General features: G+C 37.5%; 21 protein-coding genes. All 21 read right to left on the bottom strand.

The window, feature by feature from the left end; all coding sequences use genetic code 11:
* Positions 1–42: 42 nt before the first annotated feature.
* Entirely contained in the window at positions 43–165 is a 123-nt protein-coding gene (locus HGD76_RS25825) for a hypothetical protein (protein ID WP_267904340.1), read from the bottom strand.
* A gap of 86 nt (positions 166–251) precedes the next feature.
* The gene (locus tag HGD76_RS08640; protein ID WP_168695538.1) at positions 252–614 is read right to left on the bottom strand and encodes a nucleotidyltransferase family protein; all 363 of its coding nucleotides are present in this window, start codon (positions 612–614) and stop codon (positions 252–254) included.
* 44 nt (positions 615–658) lie between these two features.
* Positions 659–1489, bottom strand: a complete 831-nt coding sequence (locus tag HGD76_RS08635) for a Uma2 family endonuclease (protein ID WP_210967747.1) — start codon at positions 1487–1489, stop codon at positions 659–661.
* 24 nt (positions 1490–1513) lie between these two features.
* Positions 1514–2701, bottom strand: coding sequence for a glycosyltransferase (locus HGD76_RS08630; protein ID WP_168695537.1), 1188 nt, complete (start codon positions 2699–2701; stop codon positions 1514–1516).
* A complete protein-coding gene (gene asnB / locus HGD76_RS08625; RefSeq protein WP_168695536.1) occupies positions 2698–4482 on the bottom strand; it encodes an asparagine synthase (glutamine-hydrolyzing) in 1785 nt (594 codons plus the stop codon). The genes HGD76_RS08630 and asnB overlap by 4 nt, the downstream gene beginning before the upstream one ends.
* Before the next feature lie 71 nt (positions 4483–4553).
* A complete protein-coding gene (locus HGD76_RS24840; protein ID WP_210967746.1) occupies positions 4554–4763 on the bottom strand; it encodes a Trm112 family protein in 210 nt (69 codons plus the stop codon).
* A gap of 67 nt (positions 4764–4830) precedes the next feature.
* Complete coding sequence (locus HGD76_RS08615; protein WP_168695535.1) at positions 4831–6012, bottom strand: glycosyltransferase; 1182 nt, start codon at positions 6010–6012, stop codon at positions 4831–4833.
* Between the two features lie 18 nt (positions 6013–6030).
* Positions 6031–7209: a glycosyltransferase family 4 protein gene (locus tag HGD76_RS08610; protein WP_168695534.1), complete on the bottom strand. Its 1179-nt coding sequence runs from the start codon at positions 7207–7209 to the stop codon at positions 6031–6033.
* 181 nt (positions 7210–7390) lie between these two features.
* Complete coding sequence (locus HGD76_RS08605) at positions 7391–8851, bottom strand: DUF8712 domain-containing protein (RefSeq protein ID WP_168695533.1); 1461 nt, start codon at positions 8849–8851, stop codon at positions 7391–7393.
* A 143-nt stretch (positions 8852–8994) separates the two neighbouring features.
* Complete coding sequence (locus HGD76_RS08600; RefSeq protein WP_168695532.1) at positions 8995–10305, bottom strand: glycosyltransferase family protein; 1311 nt, start codon at positions 10303–10305, stop codon at positions 8995–8997.
* A gap of 60 nt (positions 10306–10365) precedes the next feature.
* Positions 10366–11229, bottom strand: coding sequence for an FkbM family methyltransferase (locus HGD76_RS08595; protein WP_168695531.1), 864 nt, complete (start codon positions 11227–11229; stop codon positions 10366–10368).
* A gap of 31 nt (positions 11230–11260) precedes the next feature.
* A complete protein-coding gene (locus HGD76_RS08590) occupies positions 11261–12295 on the bottom strand; it encodes a glycosyltransferase (protein ID WP_168695530.1) in 1035 nt (344 codons plus the stop codon).
* Between the two features lie 233 nt (positions 12296–12528).
* Positions 12529–12837 carry an acyltransferase family protein gene (locus tag HGD76_RS08585; RefSeq protein WP_168695529.1) on the bottom strand — a complete coding sequence of 103 codons (309 nt, stop codon included), beginning with the start codon at positions 12835–12837 and terminating at the stop codon, positions 12529–12531.
* A gap of 107 nt (positions 12838–12944) precedes the next feature.
* Positions 12945–13871, bottom strand: a complete 927-nt coding sequence (locus HGD76_RS08580; RefSeq protein ID WP_168695528.1) for a DUF4351 domain-containing protein — start codon at positions 13869–13871, stop codon at positions 12945–12947.
* Between the two features lie 287 nt (positions 13872–14158).
* A complete protein-coding gene (locus tag HGD76_RS08575; protein ID WP_168695527.1) occupies positions 14159–14944 on the bottom strand; it encodes a Uma2 family endonuclease in 786 nt (261 codons plus the stop codon).
* Positions 14945–15313: 369 nt separating this feature from the next.
* A complete protein-coding gene (locus tag HGD76_RS08570; protein ID WP_168695526.1) occupies positions 15314–16216 on the bottom strand; it encodes a DUF2887 domain-containing protein in 903 nt (300 codons plus the stop codon).
* A 135-nt stretch (positions 16217–16351) separates the two neighbouring features.
* A complete protein-coding gene (locus tag HGD76_RS08565) occupies positions 16352–17581 on the bottom strand; it encodes a glycosyltransferase (protein WP_168695525.1) in 1230 nt (409 codons plus the stop codon).
* A gap of 314 nt (positions 17582–17895) precedes the next feature.
* Positions 17896–18240: a type II toxin-antitoxin system PemK/MazF family toxin gene (locus HGD76_RS08560; protein ID WP_168695524.1), complete on the bottom strand. Its 345-nt coding sequence runs from the start codon at positions 18238–18240 to the stop codon at positions 17896–17898.
* Entirely contained in the window at positions 18234–18473 is a 240-nt protein-coding gene (locus HGD76_RS08555; RefSeq protein ID WP_168695523.1) for an AbrB/MazE/SpoVT family DNA-binding domain-containing protein, read from the bottom strand. The genes HGD76_RS08560 and HGD76_RS08555 overlap by 7 nt, the downstream gene beginning before the upstream one ends.
* A 53-nt stretch (positions 18474–18526) precedes the next feature.
* The gene (locus tag HGD76_RS08550; RefSeq protein ID WP_168695522.1) at positions 18527–19486 is read right to left on the bottom strand and encodes a glycosyltransferase family 2 protein; all 960 of its coding nucleotides are present in this window, start codon (positions 19484–19486) and stop codon (positions 18527–18529) included.
* 35 nt (positions 19487–19521) lie between these two features.
* Positions 19522–20496: a glycosyl transferase gene (locus tag HGD76_RS08545; protein ID WP_168695521.1), complete on the bottom strand. Its 975-nt coding sequence runs from the start codon at positions 20494–20496 to the stop codon at positions 19522–19524.
* Positions 20497–20556: the final 60 nt, after the last annotated feature.

The raw sequence follows: 20556 nt of genomic DNA, 5'->3' as shown, positions 1-20556 counted from the left end.
GACTATTTTGATAAGAATATTCGTATTCGTTAGGTGTGTTAGTCATTTGTTTGAGTAGATTATTTGGTAAGTTAGGTCTTTTACTGGAGATTCTAACCATTGATTAAAAATAGCGATCGCTGCTGGGATTTTTGCTATAATAGTTGATGTTTGTCTTTTATTCACATCTTTCTGATTATCCCATAATCCGCCAGGGAATTAATTCCCTGTCTAATAGCTCAAGTCTACTGAAGTAGACTAAAGATTAATTTTCAGTCCCCTGAAGTAAACAAATATTTATTAGTAGGCATGGGTTTTTCTTTGAGAATGCGAGAACGCACAAAATCTGGGATTTCTTCTAATGCTACCAAATCTATTTTTAACCAATTAGGTGTGATTTTTTCTAGAAGAGAATAGGCTTCCCATTGTTGTTTTTCTGACATTCCTCTCACGGCTAAATCTAAATCAGATTGCCAATGCCAAGGACTTTCTCCTGATAAAGAACCAAATAATATTACCTCTTTTGCTCCATTTTCTAAGAGAATTTGCCGACATTTTGCGGCTGTTTGTAATGCCTCTTTTTTTCTTTCTTCTAGAGTTTGATTGCTGTTTTCTGTGGTGATGTTTTCTATCATTATTGTCTACCCACAATAACATATCTCCTTTCAGTTAATTTTATTTAGATCTCATCTAAATTGACTCCCAAAGCCCGCAATTTTTCAGCTAATTTGTCTGCCCGTTGTTTCTCCTGTTCTGCTCGTCGTTTCTCCTGTTCTGCTCTTTCGGCAAAAGTAGGAATCCAATCACCATCTTGATTATACCAACGTAGCCACAAACCTTCTGTACCTTGATATTTTCCCGCCCAAACTCCTACTCCTAATTCCAACTCAGGAAACCAGAATTTTGGTTCTGTCAGTTCGACTGCTTGATATTTTGTCCCAAATAGTTGAAATACTCGGAGCCGATTTTCATATCTATCGAAAATAACATAATATGGCGATCGCAAATACTGTTCATAAGCTTGCCATTTTGTCGGCGGTTTATTCGCGCTTCTTAATGTTTGTCCTAAATCTTCTGCTTCCGTACCTGGTGATAATAATTCTACTATTAAAAATGGAGATAATCCTTCTTGCCAAATCACATAACTCCAGCGCATATCCTCCTGTTTTTCAGAAGCAGGCACTCCTAACACTAAAAACCAATCTGGTCTTTTATACCATGAATAATGGCGAGGATCATAGTATAAGTTTAAATCTGTACCAATGAACATTTCCTCTTGGGGATAAACGGGAGATTGACAGGTTTCCCGTAATAATTGCGGTTGAAAGTCATGAAATTCGTCTGGCAACCCTGGCTCCTCTGGATTTTCACTAGGTAAATCATACATCGTGGGCATGGTTTCCCAGGGTGGACGGGGATGAATTGTGGAGTCTAATTCATCAATATCCTCGCTGGGTAAATCATACATGGTGGGCAGGTTTTTGTGCGGAGGTGCTTCACTTTGATACATGATGACTATCTCCTGTGTTTCATCTTAACAAGAAGTCGGGGATATAAAGATTATATCTTCATACACTGAAACCATTTTTAATGCTATTCTATCCCATGTATAATTATCCAATATAAACTGCCGAGCGCAATCGCCCATTTTTTTTGCTTCCTGAGGATTATCTAGGAAATGTTGAATAGCAGCAGAAATTTCATTCACGTCAAGTTCTGCAACAGAGCCAATTTGCTGTTGATCAACAATATCAGATAAAGCAACACCAGGTGTAATTATAACTGAAGTACCCGCAGCTAGGGATTCTAGAACTGATATACCAAAGTTTTCTGAATAGGAAGTCAGAGCAAATAAATCTGCTCCTTGTATTAATAATCCCTTAATTTCTCCTTTAACAAATCCAGTTAAATGGGTACGATTCTGAATTCCCTCAGAGACTAAAAGTGATTTAATTTCATTTTCATAATCAGGATCACCGCTACCTGCTAAAATGAATGTAAAACGGTAATGAGATAATTTTCCTAATGCTGGAATTAAGTAATCTAACCCTTTTTTGGGATGTAAGCGAGATAAAAATAAAATAATTGGTTCATCTGCTGGTAAATTAAAGTGTTGTCGCAGACGTTGATAAGCATTAGGAATTATGGGTGGAATGGAAAGTCCATGAGGAAGAATAAAACTTGGGGAGGTCAAATTTAATAGCGAAGCTTCTTGCTGTTCTAATGCGGAAGTAAAATGAATTGATTGACTCTGATTAAGATTAGATTTTTCGATAATTCTGAGATATATTTGCTTTTTTCTGGCACTTTGCTGTAAAGACCATGTACACAGTTGTCCTAGAGGACGAACAATATAGGGAACTTTTTGCAGTCGGGCGATCGCCATTGCTATAGTAGAACTATAAGAAAAAATAGCATGAATATGCAATAAGTCATAATTGCGGATATTTTTCCATAACCAAATGGTAAAATCTCCTGAATAAGCAAATTCTCTAACTGCATTAATAGGAGGAGAAAACCGGGGGAAAAACTGGATAGGAACTTGTTGATAATCTATAAATTTTCCGAAAGGTACATCTAATAAATCTTCACCATTATCATTAGTAGTGATAATTTCTGCATTAATGTCATTTTTTCTTAAAGCTTTCACCATTTGTATAATGGCTTGACTCGGACCACCACGCACAGGACTGACGGAAGGAATTACATGGAGAACTTTCATGATCTAACCGACTCCCACCAATGTTTAAATATTGCTAAACTCCAACGACGATACCAGGAAGTGAGAGATATATTTAGGGGTATATTTGAGTTTTGGAAATAATCACCAAATTCACTATCCATCCAACTTTCAAAAGGGAAAGAAAAGCCTTTCTTAGGTTTATTTACTACCCAATCAGGTATTTCTGTAATTGCTTGTGTTAAAAGTTTTTTCCCCTCTTGTAAACGAATATTACTAGGGATTGGTGCAACAGCTTCTAGTAAAGCTTGATCTACAAAAGGAACACGCAATTCTAAACCCCAATTCATGCTCATCACATCACTATCTCGCAGTAATTGATTACGCATATAGCGGCTTAATTCTAAAAAGCTGACTTCATCTTCTGGAGTATTCTGGTTACTGTCTAATTGCTGTTGATAAATCAAACTTTCTCCCAATAGTTGTTGAACAATTGTCAAAGCTTCTTGATGAGAAAAAATACCTCGAAAACTACGATAAGCAGATGCAAAAGTAGGAGGATGCCTTAAAAAATCACCGAATCGTTTCATTTTTGCTGAAGTTCCCCAATTTGCCAAGCCTATACCGAAACCCGTGCGAAGCAAAGATAAGAATTTTGTATTTTTACTAAATGAAACCATCTGAGGCACTTTTTGGAAAGACTGGTATCCACCAAATATTTCATCTCCACCTAAACCGGATAATACTACCTTCATGCCCTGATCATGGGCAACCTTAGATACACAAAATGTATTAAAGCCATCAATACTGGGTTGATCAATTGCTTTGAGAAAGTCTGGTAATATTCCCTTAGCAAAGGATGATGTAACTTGATATTCTGTGTGTTTTGCACCAAAATGATTAGCGATTTTTTCAGCTAATTCTCCCTCATTGAATTCCGATTCAGCAAAAGCTATGGAATAGGTAGATAATTGTGATTGTTGGGTTTGGGTTGCTAGAGCGAGAATGGTTGTGGAGTCAATACCACCACTGAGGAAAATTCCCACGGGTACATCACTGATAAAATGATGTTGAATGGAATCTAATAAAGCTTTACGGACTATTTCTCGCGCTTCTGGAGGAGAAATTTTTTCAGGAGTAAAATTTATTTGCCAATATTGTTTTTTAGTAATATTTCCATTGTGCCAATATAGCCAATTACCAGCAGATAAACAATGAATGTCAGCGATTAGGGTGTATGGTTCGGGAACTGAACCAGTTGTTAAATAACCATATAATCCTTCCACACTCATATTAATTGCAGGTAAACCAGATGCTAAAACTGCTCTGAGTTCGGAAGCAAATACTAAAGTTGTACCTAATTGGTAATAGTAAAGTGGTTTAATTCCTAAAGGGTCACGAGCTAAAAAACAAGTTTTTTCTAAATCATCCCAAATCGCAAAAGCAAACATTCCTCGTAAGTGGTGGACACAATCAGAACCGATTCTTTGATAGAGTTTGAGAATTACTTCTGTATCTGTTTGAGAATGAAATTTTTCACCTTGGGAAATAAGATTTTCTCGCAATTCTTGAAAGTTGTAAATTTCTCCATTAAATGTAATATGATAGCGGTTGTCACTGGTAGACATAGGTTGATGTCCAGCAGCACTGAGATCAAGTATAGAAAGTCGAGTGTGAGCTAAAGCTGCTTGTTTGTCAGTTGAAATATAAATACCTGCATCATCAGGACCACGATGTTTTAGTGCAGTTTGCATCTTTTCGATTTTTGCTTTTAACTGATTATCATAGTCATTAAATCCAATAATTCCGGCAATACCACACATATTAGTAATTAGCTTTGGTTTAAATTAACAGGTATTTTCGATAAGGGATAAATTCCAGGGCTATTTCATTCTTATTTAACCCGCTTCAGAATGAATTCTGAGTCTAATAGCAAAAGTCGTCTCAAGACGACTAAATTATTTAAAAGCATTATGGGAATACCATTAACTATTGGATAGCTATTACCTGATACTGAAACTAGATTATTATCTACTAAATTGAGTGCTGTTTTATCTTGAGAACAAACCAAGTTTTCTAAATACCAATCATCAATTATTTTCATAAAAACCCTATTGTTTGCGTATATATCAACTTCATCAAAATTAGTCGTTTAAGTCCAACTTGTGCTATTAGCGGAGAAACTTATTCCCTGGCTTCCTGATTTTATGATTTGGATTCAATAATCGGTGCAAATATCCAGCCAAAGTTTTCTGAAACTGCTCAAAACCAAAGGTGTCAATAACCTGTTGACGCAAGGATTCGGGTTGATACATTAAAGGATTAGGATATGTACTTTGTAAAATTTGAATAATAGTTTGAGCAATTTCATCCACATCATCAGGATTTACCAATGCCCCTAGTTTACCATGACAAAGCGCATCAACTGCTGCGTCTTGATTACTACCGAGTACGGGTTTACCACAGGCTAAGGCTTCTAAATAAACTATACCAAAACCTTCGCCTTTACTGGGCATGGCAAAAAGATCACAAAGATTATAGTAATCACAAAGTTCAGCATCGGGAACAAAACCAGCCAGAGTGACACAGGTTTCTAATTTTAATTCGGTAATTAATTGGTCAATTCTCAATTTATCATCTCCTTTACCCACAATGATATAATGAACATCGGGAATTAGGTCACGAATTTTTGGTATGGCGCGGATGATTTGGTCATAGCCTTTATACTGTTCTGATGCTGATAATCTACCTACTGTTAAAATTGTCGGTTGTTCTGGTTTAAGTTGATATCGGTCTAATAAATAGGTCGGTTTAGATGCGGGTACAAATTTATCGGCATCAAATGTGTTATAGAGTACGGAGATTTTATCCGGGTCGAGGTTTTGTTCTCTCAGGAGGCGATCGCGGGTATAGCCACTAACTGCTAAAATCAGGTCTGCATGATGTAAAGCTGTTTGCAAAGCTGAGTTTTTGATATCCCAGGCTTCGATACCATGAGCGACAGTCCAATAAGGGATATTTGTCAATCGTTTTAGCCAGTAGGCTGCAACAGTAAAATTCAGGTGTCCGGTAATGATTAATTTTGGGCGTTTCCAGATTCCCCAACCAATTAGCTGGACTGCAAATGCAACTGTTCTCAGTGGTAATGGTATAGATCCAGCAAAGTGAAATCTAGTAGGGGCTAGGGTTGAGAAGTTGGGTGAGGAATGTCTATCATGTTTGATAAAGATATCATAATCAGTATCAGGGTAGATATTTTGAATGGCTTTGAGGAAGAAACAGCAGTATGTTTGAATACCACCCGTAAATGCAAATAAGTTGGGAAACCAGAGGTGAAGATTATTTTTATTCATAGATAATATAGATAATATTTATTTATTACATATCGCTGCCAAGGCTTCCTTTAAGCCTGCAATTATGCGATCATAACAGTAGTCTCTGACAATAATTTTACTTTCTTCTCCCCATTGTTTCAAGCGATAATGATCAGCCATAGCCTCTTTAAGACTAGCAGTAAGAGCCTCTACATTTCCTGCTTCAAAAATCAAACCATTCTTTCTATGTTTAACTAAATCAGCCGCACAACCAACATGACTGCTAACAATTACAGGACATCCCATACACATCGCTTCATTAATTGCTAACCCCCATGTTTCACCACTACCATAGCTAGGCAAAACAAAGACATCACAACTAGCATAAGTACGCGGCATTAGCGATTGGTTTTGAAATGGAGCAAAGTAAATTTGATCATTATGCTTAGACAAATCTCGCATTTCTGAGTCTAAATTTCCAGCCCCAACTAATAGCAGAGACACTGATTTTAATTGTGCATTAATAAAAGCCTGAATTAAATCCAAAGGACGCTTTTTATGTTCAAATTTGCCAGCAAAAAGGATCACCTGATTTTGGGGAGGGATACCTAATTCGTGTTTCCAATTTTTTGCTTGACTAGATGCCTCATTAGTCATGGCAGAAAACCGGTTATTATCAATAGCATGGGGAGCGAAAAATAATTTACTCTCTAAGACAGCATGATATTTAAAATATTCATAATTAGCTTTACCAACATATAGACAAGCAGCAAAATTTTGGAAAATTTTGGCAATAAATAGCTTTTTTAGCTGACTTTTAAAATCATTTTTTGCCTGAATTCGATGGGAATCACCACGAAATATCATGGGAATATTGATATTTCTCATCTGCCAAAGAAACCTATAAATACTTGCGTAGTTATAGGATACTGTTAGGAATATAGCATCTGGTTTAAATGCTAAAACTTGCTGAGTCAGGCTGGGATTTTGCAAGCCAAAGATATGATGAGTGCCGCGATCTTTACTAATGTTAGGCACAAATTCAAAGTTATAGCCATCTAGTAATGGAATATCCCATTTTAATGATTGCTTAAATCCTGGATCAATCTGATTTGTAATGCCAAAATCCCATAAATAGAATACTTTAATATTAAAATTACAGTCTTGAGCCAGAGACCGAAAAAGTGGCGCGTAATACTGAATTGGATGAGATGCAATAATTGCTAAATTCGTCATTGACTAATTTTAACTACCTCAGCAAAGTTAATTCAACTTAGAGGATGTTTGAAAAGTCCCTCATGGTGTATCAAATATTTTTAGATCCCCCTAAATCCCCCTTGAAAAGGGGGACTTTGACTCTAGTTCCCCCCTTAGCAAGGGGGGTTAGGGGGGATCTGTAAGTGCCTAAAATCACAGCCTAAAACTTTTCAAACATCCTCTTAGATTTACACGTCAGCCATAACCAAATGTTTTTTCCAAAAAGACGAAGAACCATAGAATAAACTAATAATAAAATTACTCCTGCAGGAAATATTTTAACATTAGAAGACTCAAAAAAAACTGCTGAGTTCAATAAAATAGTCGTTGCTCCTGCTAATCCTAGCAAAGGAATTGATCCTACATTAGTTATAAATCGGTAAAGCCAACCCCAAAAACAGCCTAGGGCAAAAATTGGTGCAAACATGAATGGAACGCCAAAATCAATGTAACTCTCACCCACATAGCCAATACTAACCGAAGTACCTTTGTCAGCCCCAGCCGCTTCAATACCCGAAAATTCATTTGTGCGTTTGGAATCGTCAAATATCGGCTTATCAGGAAAAAAAGCACGGGGAATTAAAGCAGATATTGCTTCCGACCATAGTTTGCCATTTTGATAAGGAACAGCATTAGGTACAGTTCTAATGGTACCAGCGAAAAATTTAAGGTATCCCAAACGAGATAATAAGGCATTAAATCCGTCTCCAAGCTCTTTCTCGTTGATGTTATTGGCAGAATTAGTATGATAATTTAAGCTATCAGCCAAAGAAACCCTCACGGTTTGAGTTTGAGTTCCTCCGTTAACATAGTTACGATAATCTCCCTTGACACTTTGCCAGTAAGTTGCTAATAACAGTAATAGCACCATCAATATTAAAACTTGGGGGCGTAGTAATTGCTTAACTTTCAGACTAGTCGCCCCATATACAACCAATACTAGAAAAATAATTTGCTTAAATCCGCTAAAAAAACCAGTCATCCCAATGATAATTTCCCAAATAACAATGATTAAAGATAATAAGCTAAATTTAAGATCACGAAATCCATTCCAGACAATCAAAAAAATAACCAACCAGCGCAAAGATGCCAAAGATAGCAAAAGTTGTGTAAAAGCAGGATTTCCAAATGCTAGAACACTCATTAATGAAGAAAGTACGAATGTCCCTAAATATGCTATTGCTAACCTAGAAAATTTTAATTCTGATGCACTTTTTTCTTGATCTATTAAGCTAATTACAGGAGAATTGCCAACAGCCAGCTTCATACCATAGGCGAGTGCTAGGATAGATAGGATACCTAAATAAAATGCTAAACTTAGTTCTTGACCAAAATTCTGCTCTAGGGTTTCTCCTGCTAAATTAGCATTAATGACAGGGACAATTACCTGAATCATTTGAAAGCTGGCTGCAAATAATAATGCAGGTGGTTCACCAGGTCGCCAAAGCAATGAAAACAGGACTGGCCAAATTAGGCATCCTAAAGATGTTTCCAGGGGATTAGGTGTCGTTAGCCCAATAAAAGCCAGCACAAGGCAAATTACCCAAAATATTTTACTTACAGATATTTTATCTGATTTTAGACTTAGCAAAGGTCTATTGTTTAGAGAGTAATGTGACATTATTTTTTTTACGTAGGGCTTGCATTACAAAATTTAATTTATAGCTTTTGTAAAAATATAGGTTTCGATGTTACCGAGTTCATACCCAGAAAGTTCTAGTTCAGTTTTGCATAAATCACAATTTTTTTTGCATATTTTAGGTTTTACCTTGATTTTGGATTAGTTGACTGATCAAAAATTTTACACAAAGTTCGGGTCATTTGTCTAGCGGTATAAGGCTCAAATGCTTGCCAATCTGTTGTTTCTGAAAGTCCGTAGACTAGAGAATTAAGTAACCATTCTATTCCTTCTCCAAGGGTATCATAAATTTCTATATTGGTTAAATTAGTAAAAGTTACGGTATAGCCAGCTTGACATTCTTTAATTACGTTGACGACAAGACTCTGTTCGTGCAGAATTGCTAAGATGGGCTTCTGGGCGAGGATACATGGATAGACTTTAGATGCAGAATAACTGGGATCATCAGAACCAATTATTAAAATGGCATGACTATCTTTTAAAACTTGCAAGGCTTCAAAGTAAGGGATACGTTGTGGATATTCAGTGATTATATCGTCTAAATTATAGGATTTGGCGATCGCCTCTATTTCCTTATTGTTGTCAAAAATTGAATATTTCGTGCCAACAAAATGAATTTTAATTTTTTGCCAAATTTCGGGATTGTGCTGACGATGTTTTTGAATTGCTAAGAAAAGGACATTCAGGCTCAAAGCCATATCTTCACCACCTCTACCCACATAAACCCAATGTTGATAACCATCATTGGGATCAAATATTTTCTGTTGGATATTCAGTTTAGGTAGGATCTCAAAATCTTTGTCAGGAGCGCCGAAGGGGAGAACAGTAAACTGCTCTGCTTTGAGCCAGGAATATCGCTGCATTAATACTTTGGGATATTCTGGCGAAACACTGGTTATATGGCAGGCTTTAGCCAAAGTCAAGGGTTCTAAAATCTTAGCAAAAGACTGGGCGATTGCATATTTTAGTTTGCCACCAGGGGGAGTGTTTTGAGTGCGATCATAATAATCACTTAACCAAGGATCTTGAAAGTCTAAAATATAAGGAATTTTATATTTCTCTAGCCAGTAGCGACCAAGGGGCATGGTCAAAAAAACTGTATTTGAGAAATAAACTAAATCAAAATAATTTTCTTCAAAATATTTAGCTGTTGCTTTTATCAAAAAAGGTATGGATCTAAAAGCTAAATTCCCAAGTTTTAATTTTCTAGATAGTTTCGGAGAAATAGCTGATGCTCGAATAGTTTCAATGTTTTCCGGAACCGTCAAATTCAGGTTGGGATCATATATTCCTTCGATAAAATCTGGTTCGATACATAGAACAGTTACATCCCATCCAAATTCTTCAAAGTATGGCAGTGCCATTCTAATGCGCTGATGATCAGCGGCGTTAATTGGTGGGAAATGGGGGCTAACAATAAGAACTCGATGATTCATTTAATTACTTACAACTATAGAAATAGCTAATACAAAACTAAAAAAAGTCAGATAAGAACATCAAAAATCAACTCCTAATACTTGATATTGGGGAGCAGTTTTACACCTATCTTCAACTTTAGATAAATTCCGAATCCATAAATAGTTATTACTTAAATGATTATGTGCTGAGGTCTTTAATTCTCTCTTAAATGGGTCGTAATTACCAGGTTGAAAGCCAGATTCTCGAAGGGTCTTCTCAATTGAAGGATCAACTGTTTCTAATAGAACAGCAAGTAAACAATCAGACGTTAAAATTTTGCGCGATCCCTCTATTACCTCTGGTTCAAATCCCTCTACATCAATTTTAATTAATGTTGGCTGCAATTTTTCAAGTATATAATCGAGCGATTCAACCGGAACTTCAATTGAATTTCCTTTATAATCAGCAGCGACAACTTGGTTTGTTGTATCCATATCCGAAGAAAATTTTATTGAGCCATGATTTTTTCCTGCGGCACAACAACGGCTATCTACTAAGGATGATATATCATTGATATTTATGTTACGTCGTAAGCGTTTATAGGTCGTTGGCACTGGTTCGATCGCTAAACTATTAGCTCCAACTACTTTTGATGAAAGTACTGTATATGAACCGATATTTGCTCCTACATCAACAAAAAGATCACCTACTCGCAATAAATGTAAACAAAAAGCCATATCTGTAAATTCATGCAATCCAGTGTAAATATTACCTGTCGCACCAGTCATTCCTAACTCAGCTACTAATTGAGAATCTCCGACAAAAGGAACAACTACTGGCATCTTTAAAATGCGAGATCCAACTTGCCATTTAAACCAAAGCTTAATTGCTTCTGGTAAGTTTCGCGATGCCAGTGGATGATTAAGAATAAAACGCCAAGTTCTCAAAAATGAGGTAATCACAAATTTAATTTTTATTACTATTACAAAAGAATCAAATATTTTTCAGTTGCTTGTTATAGAGTAATTCATATTGTTCAACTATGCGATCGCTAGAAAAACATTCTATCGCTCGTTGACGACAATCATGACGATCAATCTGATCTAACTGACGCACCTTATTAACTGCGTCATCAATGGAAGTGATCAAATAACCATCAACTCCTTCTCGCACAATTTCCGGCAATGAGCCTCTTGGACAAGAAATTACGGGAGTCCCACAGGCTAAAGCTTCAGCAAAGACAATGCCAAAAGGCTCATCCCATTCTATAGGAACAAGCATAGCTGAGGCTTGACCTAATAAATTATTTTTCTGCTCATCATTGACTGTTCCTATGTATTCAATTCTATTTTTTCCTAGCTGTGGCTCTATTTCTTCTTGCCAATACTTTCCCTCCTCACCGGTTTGGCTATAGTTGCCTGCAATGATGAGTTTTTTATCGCATTTTTTGGCGATCGCAATTGCTGTATGCGCCCCTTTAATCCGCTCAATCCGGCTCAAAAAAACTAAAGGTGCATCCGCATCTACCTTTCCTTGAAATGTGTATTTCTCCGGTTCAACACAGTTATAAATTGTTTGCCAAGTTCCGCCTGCATTGCGCCCGATTTTGCAAATGCTATCACTGCAACCTGTAAAAGTGAGAGATCTACCCGCAATTTGGGCGGCTAGTTTGACAGTGCGATCGCTAGGTCGCCTTTGATAAGACATAATTTTGGGTAAAGGCGATCGCAGAATTGGCAGCATATAGAAAATGCGCGAAAAGCTATGGACAACATCAGGTTTAAATGACTTGACTGCTGACCATAGGGTGATCATATTTTGTAATGTGTCAAGCTTGTTTTGCGATTGCATTCCTCCCCAAGGAAACAATTTAGATACAGATGATGTTGATTCAGGATGAGCAACAAGAGCCACTTCATGACCGCGATTTTGCAGCCCTACAACTAATAAATCAACAATCCGTTCAATACCACCATAGAGTTTTGGCGGTACTGGTAATTCAGGATCAGCGGTGAGTAATATTTTCATTAAATTGGGTTAAATAGAATAACTCTTAATTTTGCTGGGTTTAGTAAATTTAATCATTAATAAAATCTTTAAATCTTTTTTCTGCGAGAATCTTTGAATGTCATAAAAAACACTTATACTACGCGGAAAATATCGAGTTAGGGGAAATGCTTGACTGCTCAAGACGGCGTTTAAAACTGAGTTCAATGTGCTGCCGACATACCATCTTAAATTCATGGGTTTAGATTACTCCATTATTTGTTTACTATAAATGCCAGCCAATAAGTGGGCATTAACCGCCAGAATCTATTTTTCAAAAAATCCCAACTGCTACCTTGCTTAAGGATTAATTTATAGACATTAGCGGCGATACAATAGCCACTAATTACAAAAAAAAGATGTACTGCTAACCAACCCGGTGCTGCTACTGATTTTACTAGGTCAACCAATGGGTGAAGAGGTTTATTGTACACAGTTCCAAAACCATGAAAAATCATCACCCATAAGGCTGCAACGCCCCGCCAGTGGTCTAAGGTTTTATATTGAGGATTCCATGAGGGCATAAAAATCTAATTACAAGTAATTCAATATGGGCAATTAATAAAATTCTAAAGGTTTAATTATTAGAGCGATAGGGAAGTGCTGCTGCGAGCATTTCCCTGTTTGCAGTTTAATGAACTTCTAACCAGTGTATCAGGTCTTGTAACTGGGAAAAATCCAATAAACTTTCTCCCAAAATTTCTAACTTAGTAGTTGGTAACTTCTGGATTTTCTGTGTGATAGAAAATTCTATTTCCCCAAACCTCCTAGTGAGTTGACGCAAGACAAGGACGGACTCCCCTTGTTGTAATCCTTGTTGTAATCCTTGTTGTAATCCTTGTTGTAATCCTTGTTGCAATCCTTGTTGTTCTCCTTGCTGTAATCCTTGCTGTAATCCTTCTTTAAGAATTTCTTCATACCACGGTGATTCTCTTAACACTGTCATATCCCACCTCATGATTTGTTGAATTAAGGGAATATCTAAGACAAAACTAGCAAAGAATGATAATAACGGCTCTAGGTCTTTTAGCTGTTCATCTTTCCGCAGTTCTGTTACTGCTTGACGTAAGTTATTTTCACTGTTCCCACCCTGGAGAATTGGCACAAATGGCAATAGGGTAGATATTTTTTGCTCAAACACTAGGTTAACATCTACTTCCCACAGGTTGATGACTTGATAATCTTGATAAGCCTTTATCCCTAATATTTCTGATTCATAGCGATTGGGGATTATTTGTTTAGTGCTTTGGGGGAGGATGTTAATGAGAACTGGGTATACTTTTAAGTTGTAACGCTCTTCTGCTAGGGCTGTGTAAGCTCGCAATCGCCGGGGCATTCTCTGGTTGTAACGGAGTTGTAGTTCGTTAAGTAGTAAAAATTCTCCTATTTCTGGGCTGTACACTTTGAGTAAAACGTCACTTTCTCTCTCTATCCACTGAAATTCTGTGTTGAGGATGTCTTGTACTTCCAGATTGGAACGTTGGGTAATCCACTGTACCCATGTATTAGGTGCCAGACTGATTAATCTTTTACTGCCTATATCTGCTTTTTTTGCCACTGATTTTATGTGGGTAAAATAATAAAAATTGAGGTTCTAATATGTCAAACTTGTTGTTGCGATACCGAAGCACTGCTGCAAGCAGGTCGCATTCCTCGTCAAGCAAACAATTTAGATACATCAGATTTCATAAATTAGTGATCGCTTTCAAGATCAACAAAGTATATCTCAATTACCGCCACCCTGGAGTTTCAGATCCCCGACTTCTGAGAGAAGTCGGGGATCTTATTTTCTTATTTTATTTATAGAGTGAAGGCTTTTTTTTGGCGATGTCTATTGATCAAGGCTTAGTCAAGAGAAATACCAAGCGATCGCATTTTTTGCTTTAATTTATACAACTCCCTATTAGCTTGTTCAGCCCTTTGGGATTCTTGTTCAGCCCTTTGGGATTCTTGTTCAGCCCTTTGAGATTCTTGTTCAGCCCTTTGAGATTCTTGTTTTGCTATTTGAATTGCTTGGTTGGCTTTGAGTATTTCATCTTTGGCGGCTTCTTGGGGGGTAGGGATGATAGTGCCTTCTAAGGAGAAGTAACGCAACTGGCCATTGTGAATACCCAGGAAAAAGCCCAGGGCTTCACTCCATAGCCATCCTTGGGCGTTGGGCGTGATGGGGCGATATTTATTAAACTCTAGTCTAAAGCCTGCAAATTCTAAGGTTTCGGGTGAAAAATAAAAGTATTCAGGGGTATGAAATCTCTCTGCGTATAAGTCTAGTTTGGTGGTGCGATCTACATTGGCGGTGGAGTCGGACAGTAATTCAATAATCAGGTCGGGATAACGTCCGTCTTCTTCCCAGACCACCCATGAGTTGCGTGGTTCTCTGGTGGTGTTTTTGACTAGGAAAAAATCTGGACCTCGAAAGTCACGATTTTTGAGTTGTTGGCGACTGAAGTAAATGGTCAGGTTTGCACCAATGAAAAAATCATCCCGGTCTTGCCATGCCCATTCGAGGCAGGTGACTAGCAATAACAGTTGCATATAGTGCAGGGAGCTTTCCATTTCTGGTTCATCACTTAAAAGTTTACTGGCATCGGGCATTTGCAACTCTAGTTCGCGGGCTGTAATTGCTGCCATGGATTTGTTCTCCTGATGCTTTGGATGATTATCTATGAGTTCAGCTACGCTATCGGCGATTATAAATCGCTAATACACAAATCAAGTCTACTTACGTGGACTAAATAAAAATTAATAGTCTATATTCTTCAAGGGCGATCGTTATTTATTTTATAATAAACAACGACCAATTTGAGATTTCATAAATTAGCGATCGCTTTCAAGATCAACAAAGTATATTTCAATTGCCGCTACCCTGGAGTTTCAGATCCCCGACTTCTGAGAGAAGTCGGGGATCTTATTTTCTTATTTATAATCACATTATATACTCAGTTGCGATGCTTACTCCAAGGGCAGCGATCGCCGGACTTGTTGGTATAGTTGTTAGACCTACAACTGTCCTGAAAGCCATGTATCTAAATCAGATTTGTTTGTAAAATCTAACAAAGCTTCCCCCAAACTCTCCAACTGCTCTACATCCAAACTTCTTATTTGCTCCTCTTGGGACGGAGACAACATACCATACCGCTTAGTTAAAAGACGAAGCAATAGATTTGCTTCCCCTTCTTGTCGTCCTTCTTGTCGTCCCTCTTGTCGTCCCTCTTGTCGTCCTTCTTGTCGTCCCTCTTGTCGTCCCTCTTGCTGTCCTTCTTGAAACACTTCCTGATAAAACCGTGTTTGGGTTACATCTACTGTTTTCAGGTTTAGCATTTGCAAAATCTCCTTTGTACCAAGTTGTGGGAATTTATTAACAAGTATAGCTTCTACTAAATCCAAGAGTCGCCGAAATTCTGCCTCTGTTTCCGCACTATTAATAATTGCCTGTGCCAAGGTTGCTGTATCTTGTTCATCTACAACAAGTAACTTCAGTAATGCCAAATTTGGACTCAAATCCTTTAACGGTAACAAATCTTCCAGATAGAGTCGTTTGACTTGACTCTTTAACAAAGATTGGTAGGGAATATCTGAGCCTAGTTCTTCATTCCGATTGGGCAAAATTAATAATCCGTACCAAGGTTGCTTGACGTTGTATTGATATAAATACAGAAAAATTTCTGCTAAATACCGCCCATAAAATCTTGGATCTCCCTGCATCTGGGCTTCTAGAAATACCAGAGGTAAACTGAGATCCTTGGTAACAGGTGTTAATAGTCCATCTAGTTCAAATCCTTTCTCTTTGACTCCGGGCGCACTATAGGTAAATTCGCAATCTTTGGGGATTTCTGGGATTAACTCGGCAATTAAACCTGGTTGAGATAAAAATAGTCGGTAAAAGAGTTTATCGGTTTTCATAATCACATTATATATTCAGTAGCAATACTTACTCCAAGGGCAGCGATCGCCGGACTTGTTGGTATAGTTCTATGCTGCTGCAAGCAGGTCGCATTCCTCGCTAATGGAAAAACCAGAGATTGTCTGATTTTTTGTTTAACTACTAATTGCTTTTGTGGCTAATCTTAATATTATACTCTCTTGGTTCTCCCAGTTTAATTGATCTTGAGCAGCTAACAAAGCAGTTTTTTTAGTGGCAGCTAATTTTTGAGGATCATTAACCAAGTTATTTATGGCTGATGCTAAGGCGATCGCATCATGACTAGCAATTATTTGACCAGCTTCAGGATACTCATTTAATATCTCGCTTTGACCTTCTGTGTTAGTGGCTATTACTGCTAGTCCTGCCTGTAAATATTGAAATATCTTATTAGTAATCGTGAGATTTCTGCTAGGTATATTATTTACCTCTAAAGCCAAGCCAATATCGTGTTCAGATATTCGAGACAGTAATTCATGATTGGGAACGGTGGCATGGATAAATAGCCGATCGCGCCATTGTTGAGGAATTTGTGGCTCTAACCATTGACGAGAACTTTCAGGGTAGTTACCGCGCAAATGGATTTCAATTGGTTGATTAATATGTGGCAATGCTTGAAAAAGAATTTCCAAACCTCTACCTTGTCCAATAGTTTGGGAAAACCAATGAATTGATGGTAAGTCTAAGTTTTGGCGATCGCCTATTTTGCCATCTAGCTGCGATCGTTCTTGCCAAGGAAATGTATTGTAAATTACTGTAGGAACTTGAGACTGGTAGGCTTGAGCTAAGGCTTTAGCCATAACATGGGAAGTGGTAATACAATAGCTACATTCATTAATTAGCCTACTTTCTAAAGATTTTAGTTTTTCAATAGGACGACCAGCACGAGCTTCTGGTAAAAGGTCTTCAGAAAACCAATCCTCAAAGTCCACCCCAACTCTCAATCCTTCATCTAGTAATTGACTACCGACCCAGAGACCTGCCTCCGCATGGACAATAGTTAAATCAGCTTTGAAGTTCTGGGCTGTTTTTAGCATTTCTTTTACCCCATAACCTAATAGTTGGGGTGAGAAAATTCCGAATCGCTGAAATTTTTCCTTGGCAATGCGCGATCGCCATCGAACTGACCAATTGTTAATTTTTTGATGGGGTTGAAAGTCAATAATCGGCAGAAATTGCCATTTCTTATAAATCATCAATAGGCGATCGCGTTCTACTAAATCTGGATCAAACCAAAAACCACCGATAGTGACATCATGTCCAGCATTTGCCAATGTTTCAGCTTCTTTTTGAGGACGAGGAGCCGTGCATAGATGAGCGCCAATTAGAATCAGGATTTTTGCCATTTTGACCAAATTGTTTGAAGGTAAGATCCCCGACTTCTTCTTCAATGATGTCAATAAGTAATAAATCAATGATAGAAGTCGGGGATCTGGTTTCTCTAGCTGAATACTTGCATACTTGCATCACTTCCGGTTATACCGATAACGGTAGTACAACTTTTGCAACTGCATTGCTCTTTTCCACCCCAAAACCTCACGCACAACTTTAAACATAATTCCTCCTTCCGGCTTTAAGTCACACCCTCCTAAAGAACGAACATCTTTTCAGCCTTTTGGATTAAATCTTTAGCTTGTGGGTATGCCATAAATCCTGATATCTAATTACTTTTGTACAGGATAGGATAAATATGCCCAAGAACTTCTGCTAACAAATTTTCAGGACAGGTAGAAATAAATTCTGCAATTCTTGAACGAAAGTCTAGCGATCGCAATTGGTCACACATTATTATACCTTTTACGGCTTGACCATCTGGGATCTCGACATAGAAAGGATTTTTGCGCTTAGTTGTACTGATGGGACAAACAAATATAAAACCGCGATAGTTATTAAATTCGGTTTGACTCAACACTAGTGCGGGGCGTTTTCCCATCTGCTCATGTCCAGATTGTGGGTCAAAGTTTAGCCAGATAAAATCCCCATGACAGGGAATGTAATCTACCATTCTTCATTACCCATTGGTTTGCCCCAGTCAATCTCAGATTCAGGCTCTAACTCTTGACTAAGGAGTTGTGAGAGTGTGTATTTTGGGAACTTTTGAACAAGCCTTACTATAAGCTGCCCTTTCTCAATACGGCAGTCAACTTCATCATTGATCGATAAAGCCAACTCATCTGCAATATATTTTGGGATTCTCAAGGCTAAAGAATTACCCCAGCGACCAATTTGCGATTTCATAGTTAGCATCTTAGCTTGAAGATACACATAGTATATCCTAATTAAATGCTTGCTCACTTTTTGTAACGATATCTATAGTAAAACTTTTGCAACTGCATTGCTATTTTCCACCCCAAAACCTCACGCATAACTTTAAACATAATTCCTCCTTCCGGTTTTAAGTCACACCCTCCTAAAGAACGAACATTTTTTTCAGCATTTTGGATTAAATCTTTAGCTTGTGGGTATGCCATAAAAACAAAATATTGCCAATAACAAGCACAAGCATAATGAGTGCGATCGCTATTTTCAACAGCTAATAAATTATTTGTACATAACTCTGCTGATAAAAAAGCAGATTCCCATGCCTTTCGAGATTTTGAACCGCTTAAACTGCCAAAAATACCTGACCGATAGTAAGACTTAGCACCTGCACAAAACTTAACGCCTTGACTAGCGAGAATAACGCGACAAAAGTATTCACCATCATCATTCAATGATACGTTCTCATTCCACATACCAGCAGAGTCAGAAATATTTCGCGGTACAAGCCAAGCCGCAGGGTGCATCATCAAATTCTTTTCCCAAGCAGCAATAAGCCAGTCAATGGGTGACATATCCGTCCATAAAGTTTGTGGGGTAAATATAGCTTCAGATGGGTTTTGGAAAAATCTAGCCCATTCTCCTGATGCCACATAATCTGAGTTACGATCAAATTCTAAAAGCTTTAACTGACGCTCAATTTTATCTGGTGCAAGCAAATCATCAGCATCTAAATATTGAATAAAGTCTCCTTGGGCTGCTTTTAAAGCTCTATTCCTAGCTGTACTAGCACCTTTATTTTCTTGACTAATTACCTTGACTCTTTTTGATTCGTAGGTTTTGGCGATCGCTAAAGTATCATCTCTAGAACCATCATCAACAACTACAATTTCTATATTCTGCCAAGTCTGTGCTAAAGCCGAATCCAAAGTTTCTGCTATGTATGGAGCAGCATTGTAGGCTGGCACTAAGATTGAAACTAGAGGTTTCATAAGTTATTAAATACTTGCGACTTCAACTATGGTTCTCATCGCAGAATATGCTTCCAAGCATGGCGAAAATACCAAGGTTTAGAGTCTGCAACATAATGATGTAAAACAGCTTTAGGTGCTATCACCTCATCTCGTTCTGGCATCACAATATACTCTGAGGCAGGGGTAACTGTACAAGATTTACCAGCCATAAGCATAGCAACAAGAGCTTGTTCTTGAAAGTAATGTGTACCTTCTTTTTCGATCATGGTTTTACACCAATATTCTAATTGCTCCCAATCAATATCATCACTTTTTAATCCACAAATTCCGACATTGACTCGCTCAGGAATCTCTGCTTGTGCTAAGGAAGTCATTAAATCTGGCGAATAACCATAGGATGTTTCCACATCTATCATGTGACATAGGTTTTGAGGGCATTTTAGCCAGTTCAACAAAAGCTCTGGAGCGCGAAAAAACAGCATATCAGAATCAAGAACTAGCTTCCAACCTTGAGAATTAACATGAATATCGGTTAATTTTCGCATATTAGGATAATTAAGCCGACGTTCTCTTAGATAGGGGAACTTATTTTCTGGTAAATATTTATCTATGTATTCATCAATTTCTGGTTTAAGAATAAGTTTTGCATTGGGAAAAATTCTAACAATCTCATCTTGATACTGCTTTTCTAAAGATCCATCATCATAAATAACTGGACGTAATCTAAAATCATGAATATACTGTGACATGGAATAAGCACAAAAACAAGTTTGATACCAAAATCTTTTGCCAGTTAGAAAATGAATATCTAATGTTTCGGTAACTCCTTGGTCGAATTGTAATGGTGGGAGCAAATAAGTAGCTTTCTCCATTTCTATTTGTGCTTGCAAGTCCACAGCCATATTTACTGCACCCTTACGAGTTAACCTTTGGATAAAACTCTTAGGAAGATGATAAAGCTTATAAACTAGCACTCCAAGCTTTAACTGCTTGATAAGTTGGCGTGTTTTTGTGATTTTTTGAGCCATTATTAATTACAAAATACTTTTTTATACAAGAATATTTAGATTTTTCGGTTGAGATAGTCA

This window comes from Dolichospermum flos-aquae CCAP 1403/13F (assembly GCF_012516395.1).
In the GTDB taxonomy this organism is placed as follows: domain Bacteria; phylum Cyanobacteriota; class Cyanobacteriia; order Cyanobacteriales; family Nostocaceae; genus Dolichospermum; species Dolichospermum lemmermannii.
Note: the sequence above shows the minus strand (reverse complement) of the source record. Positions and strands in the feature narration are given on the sequence as shown.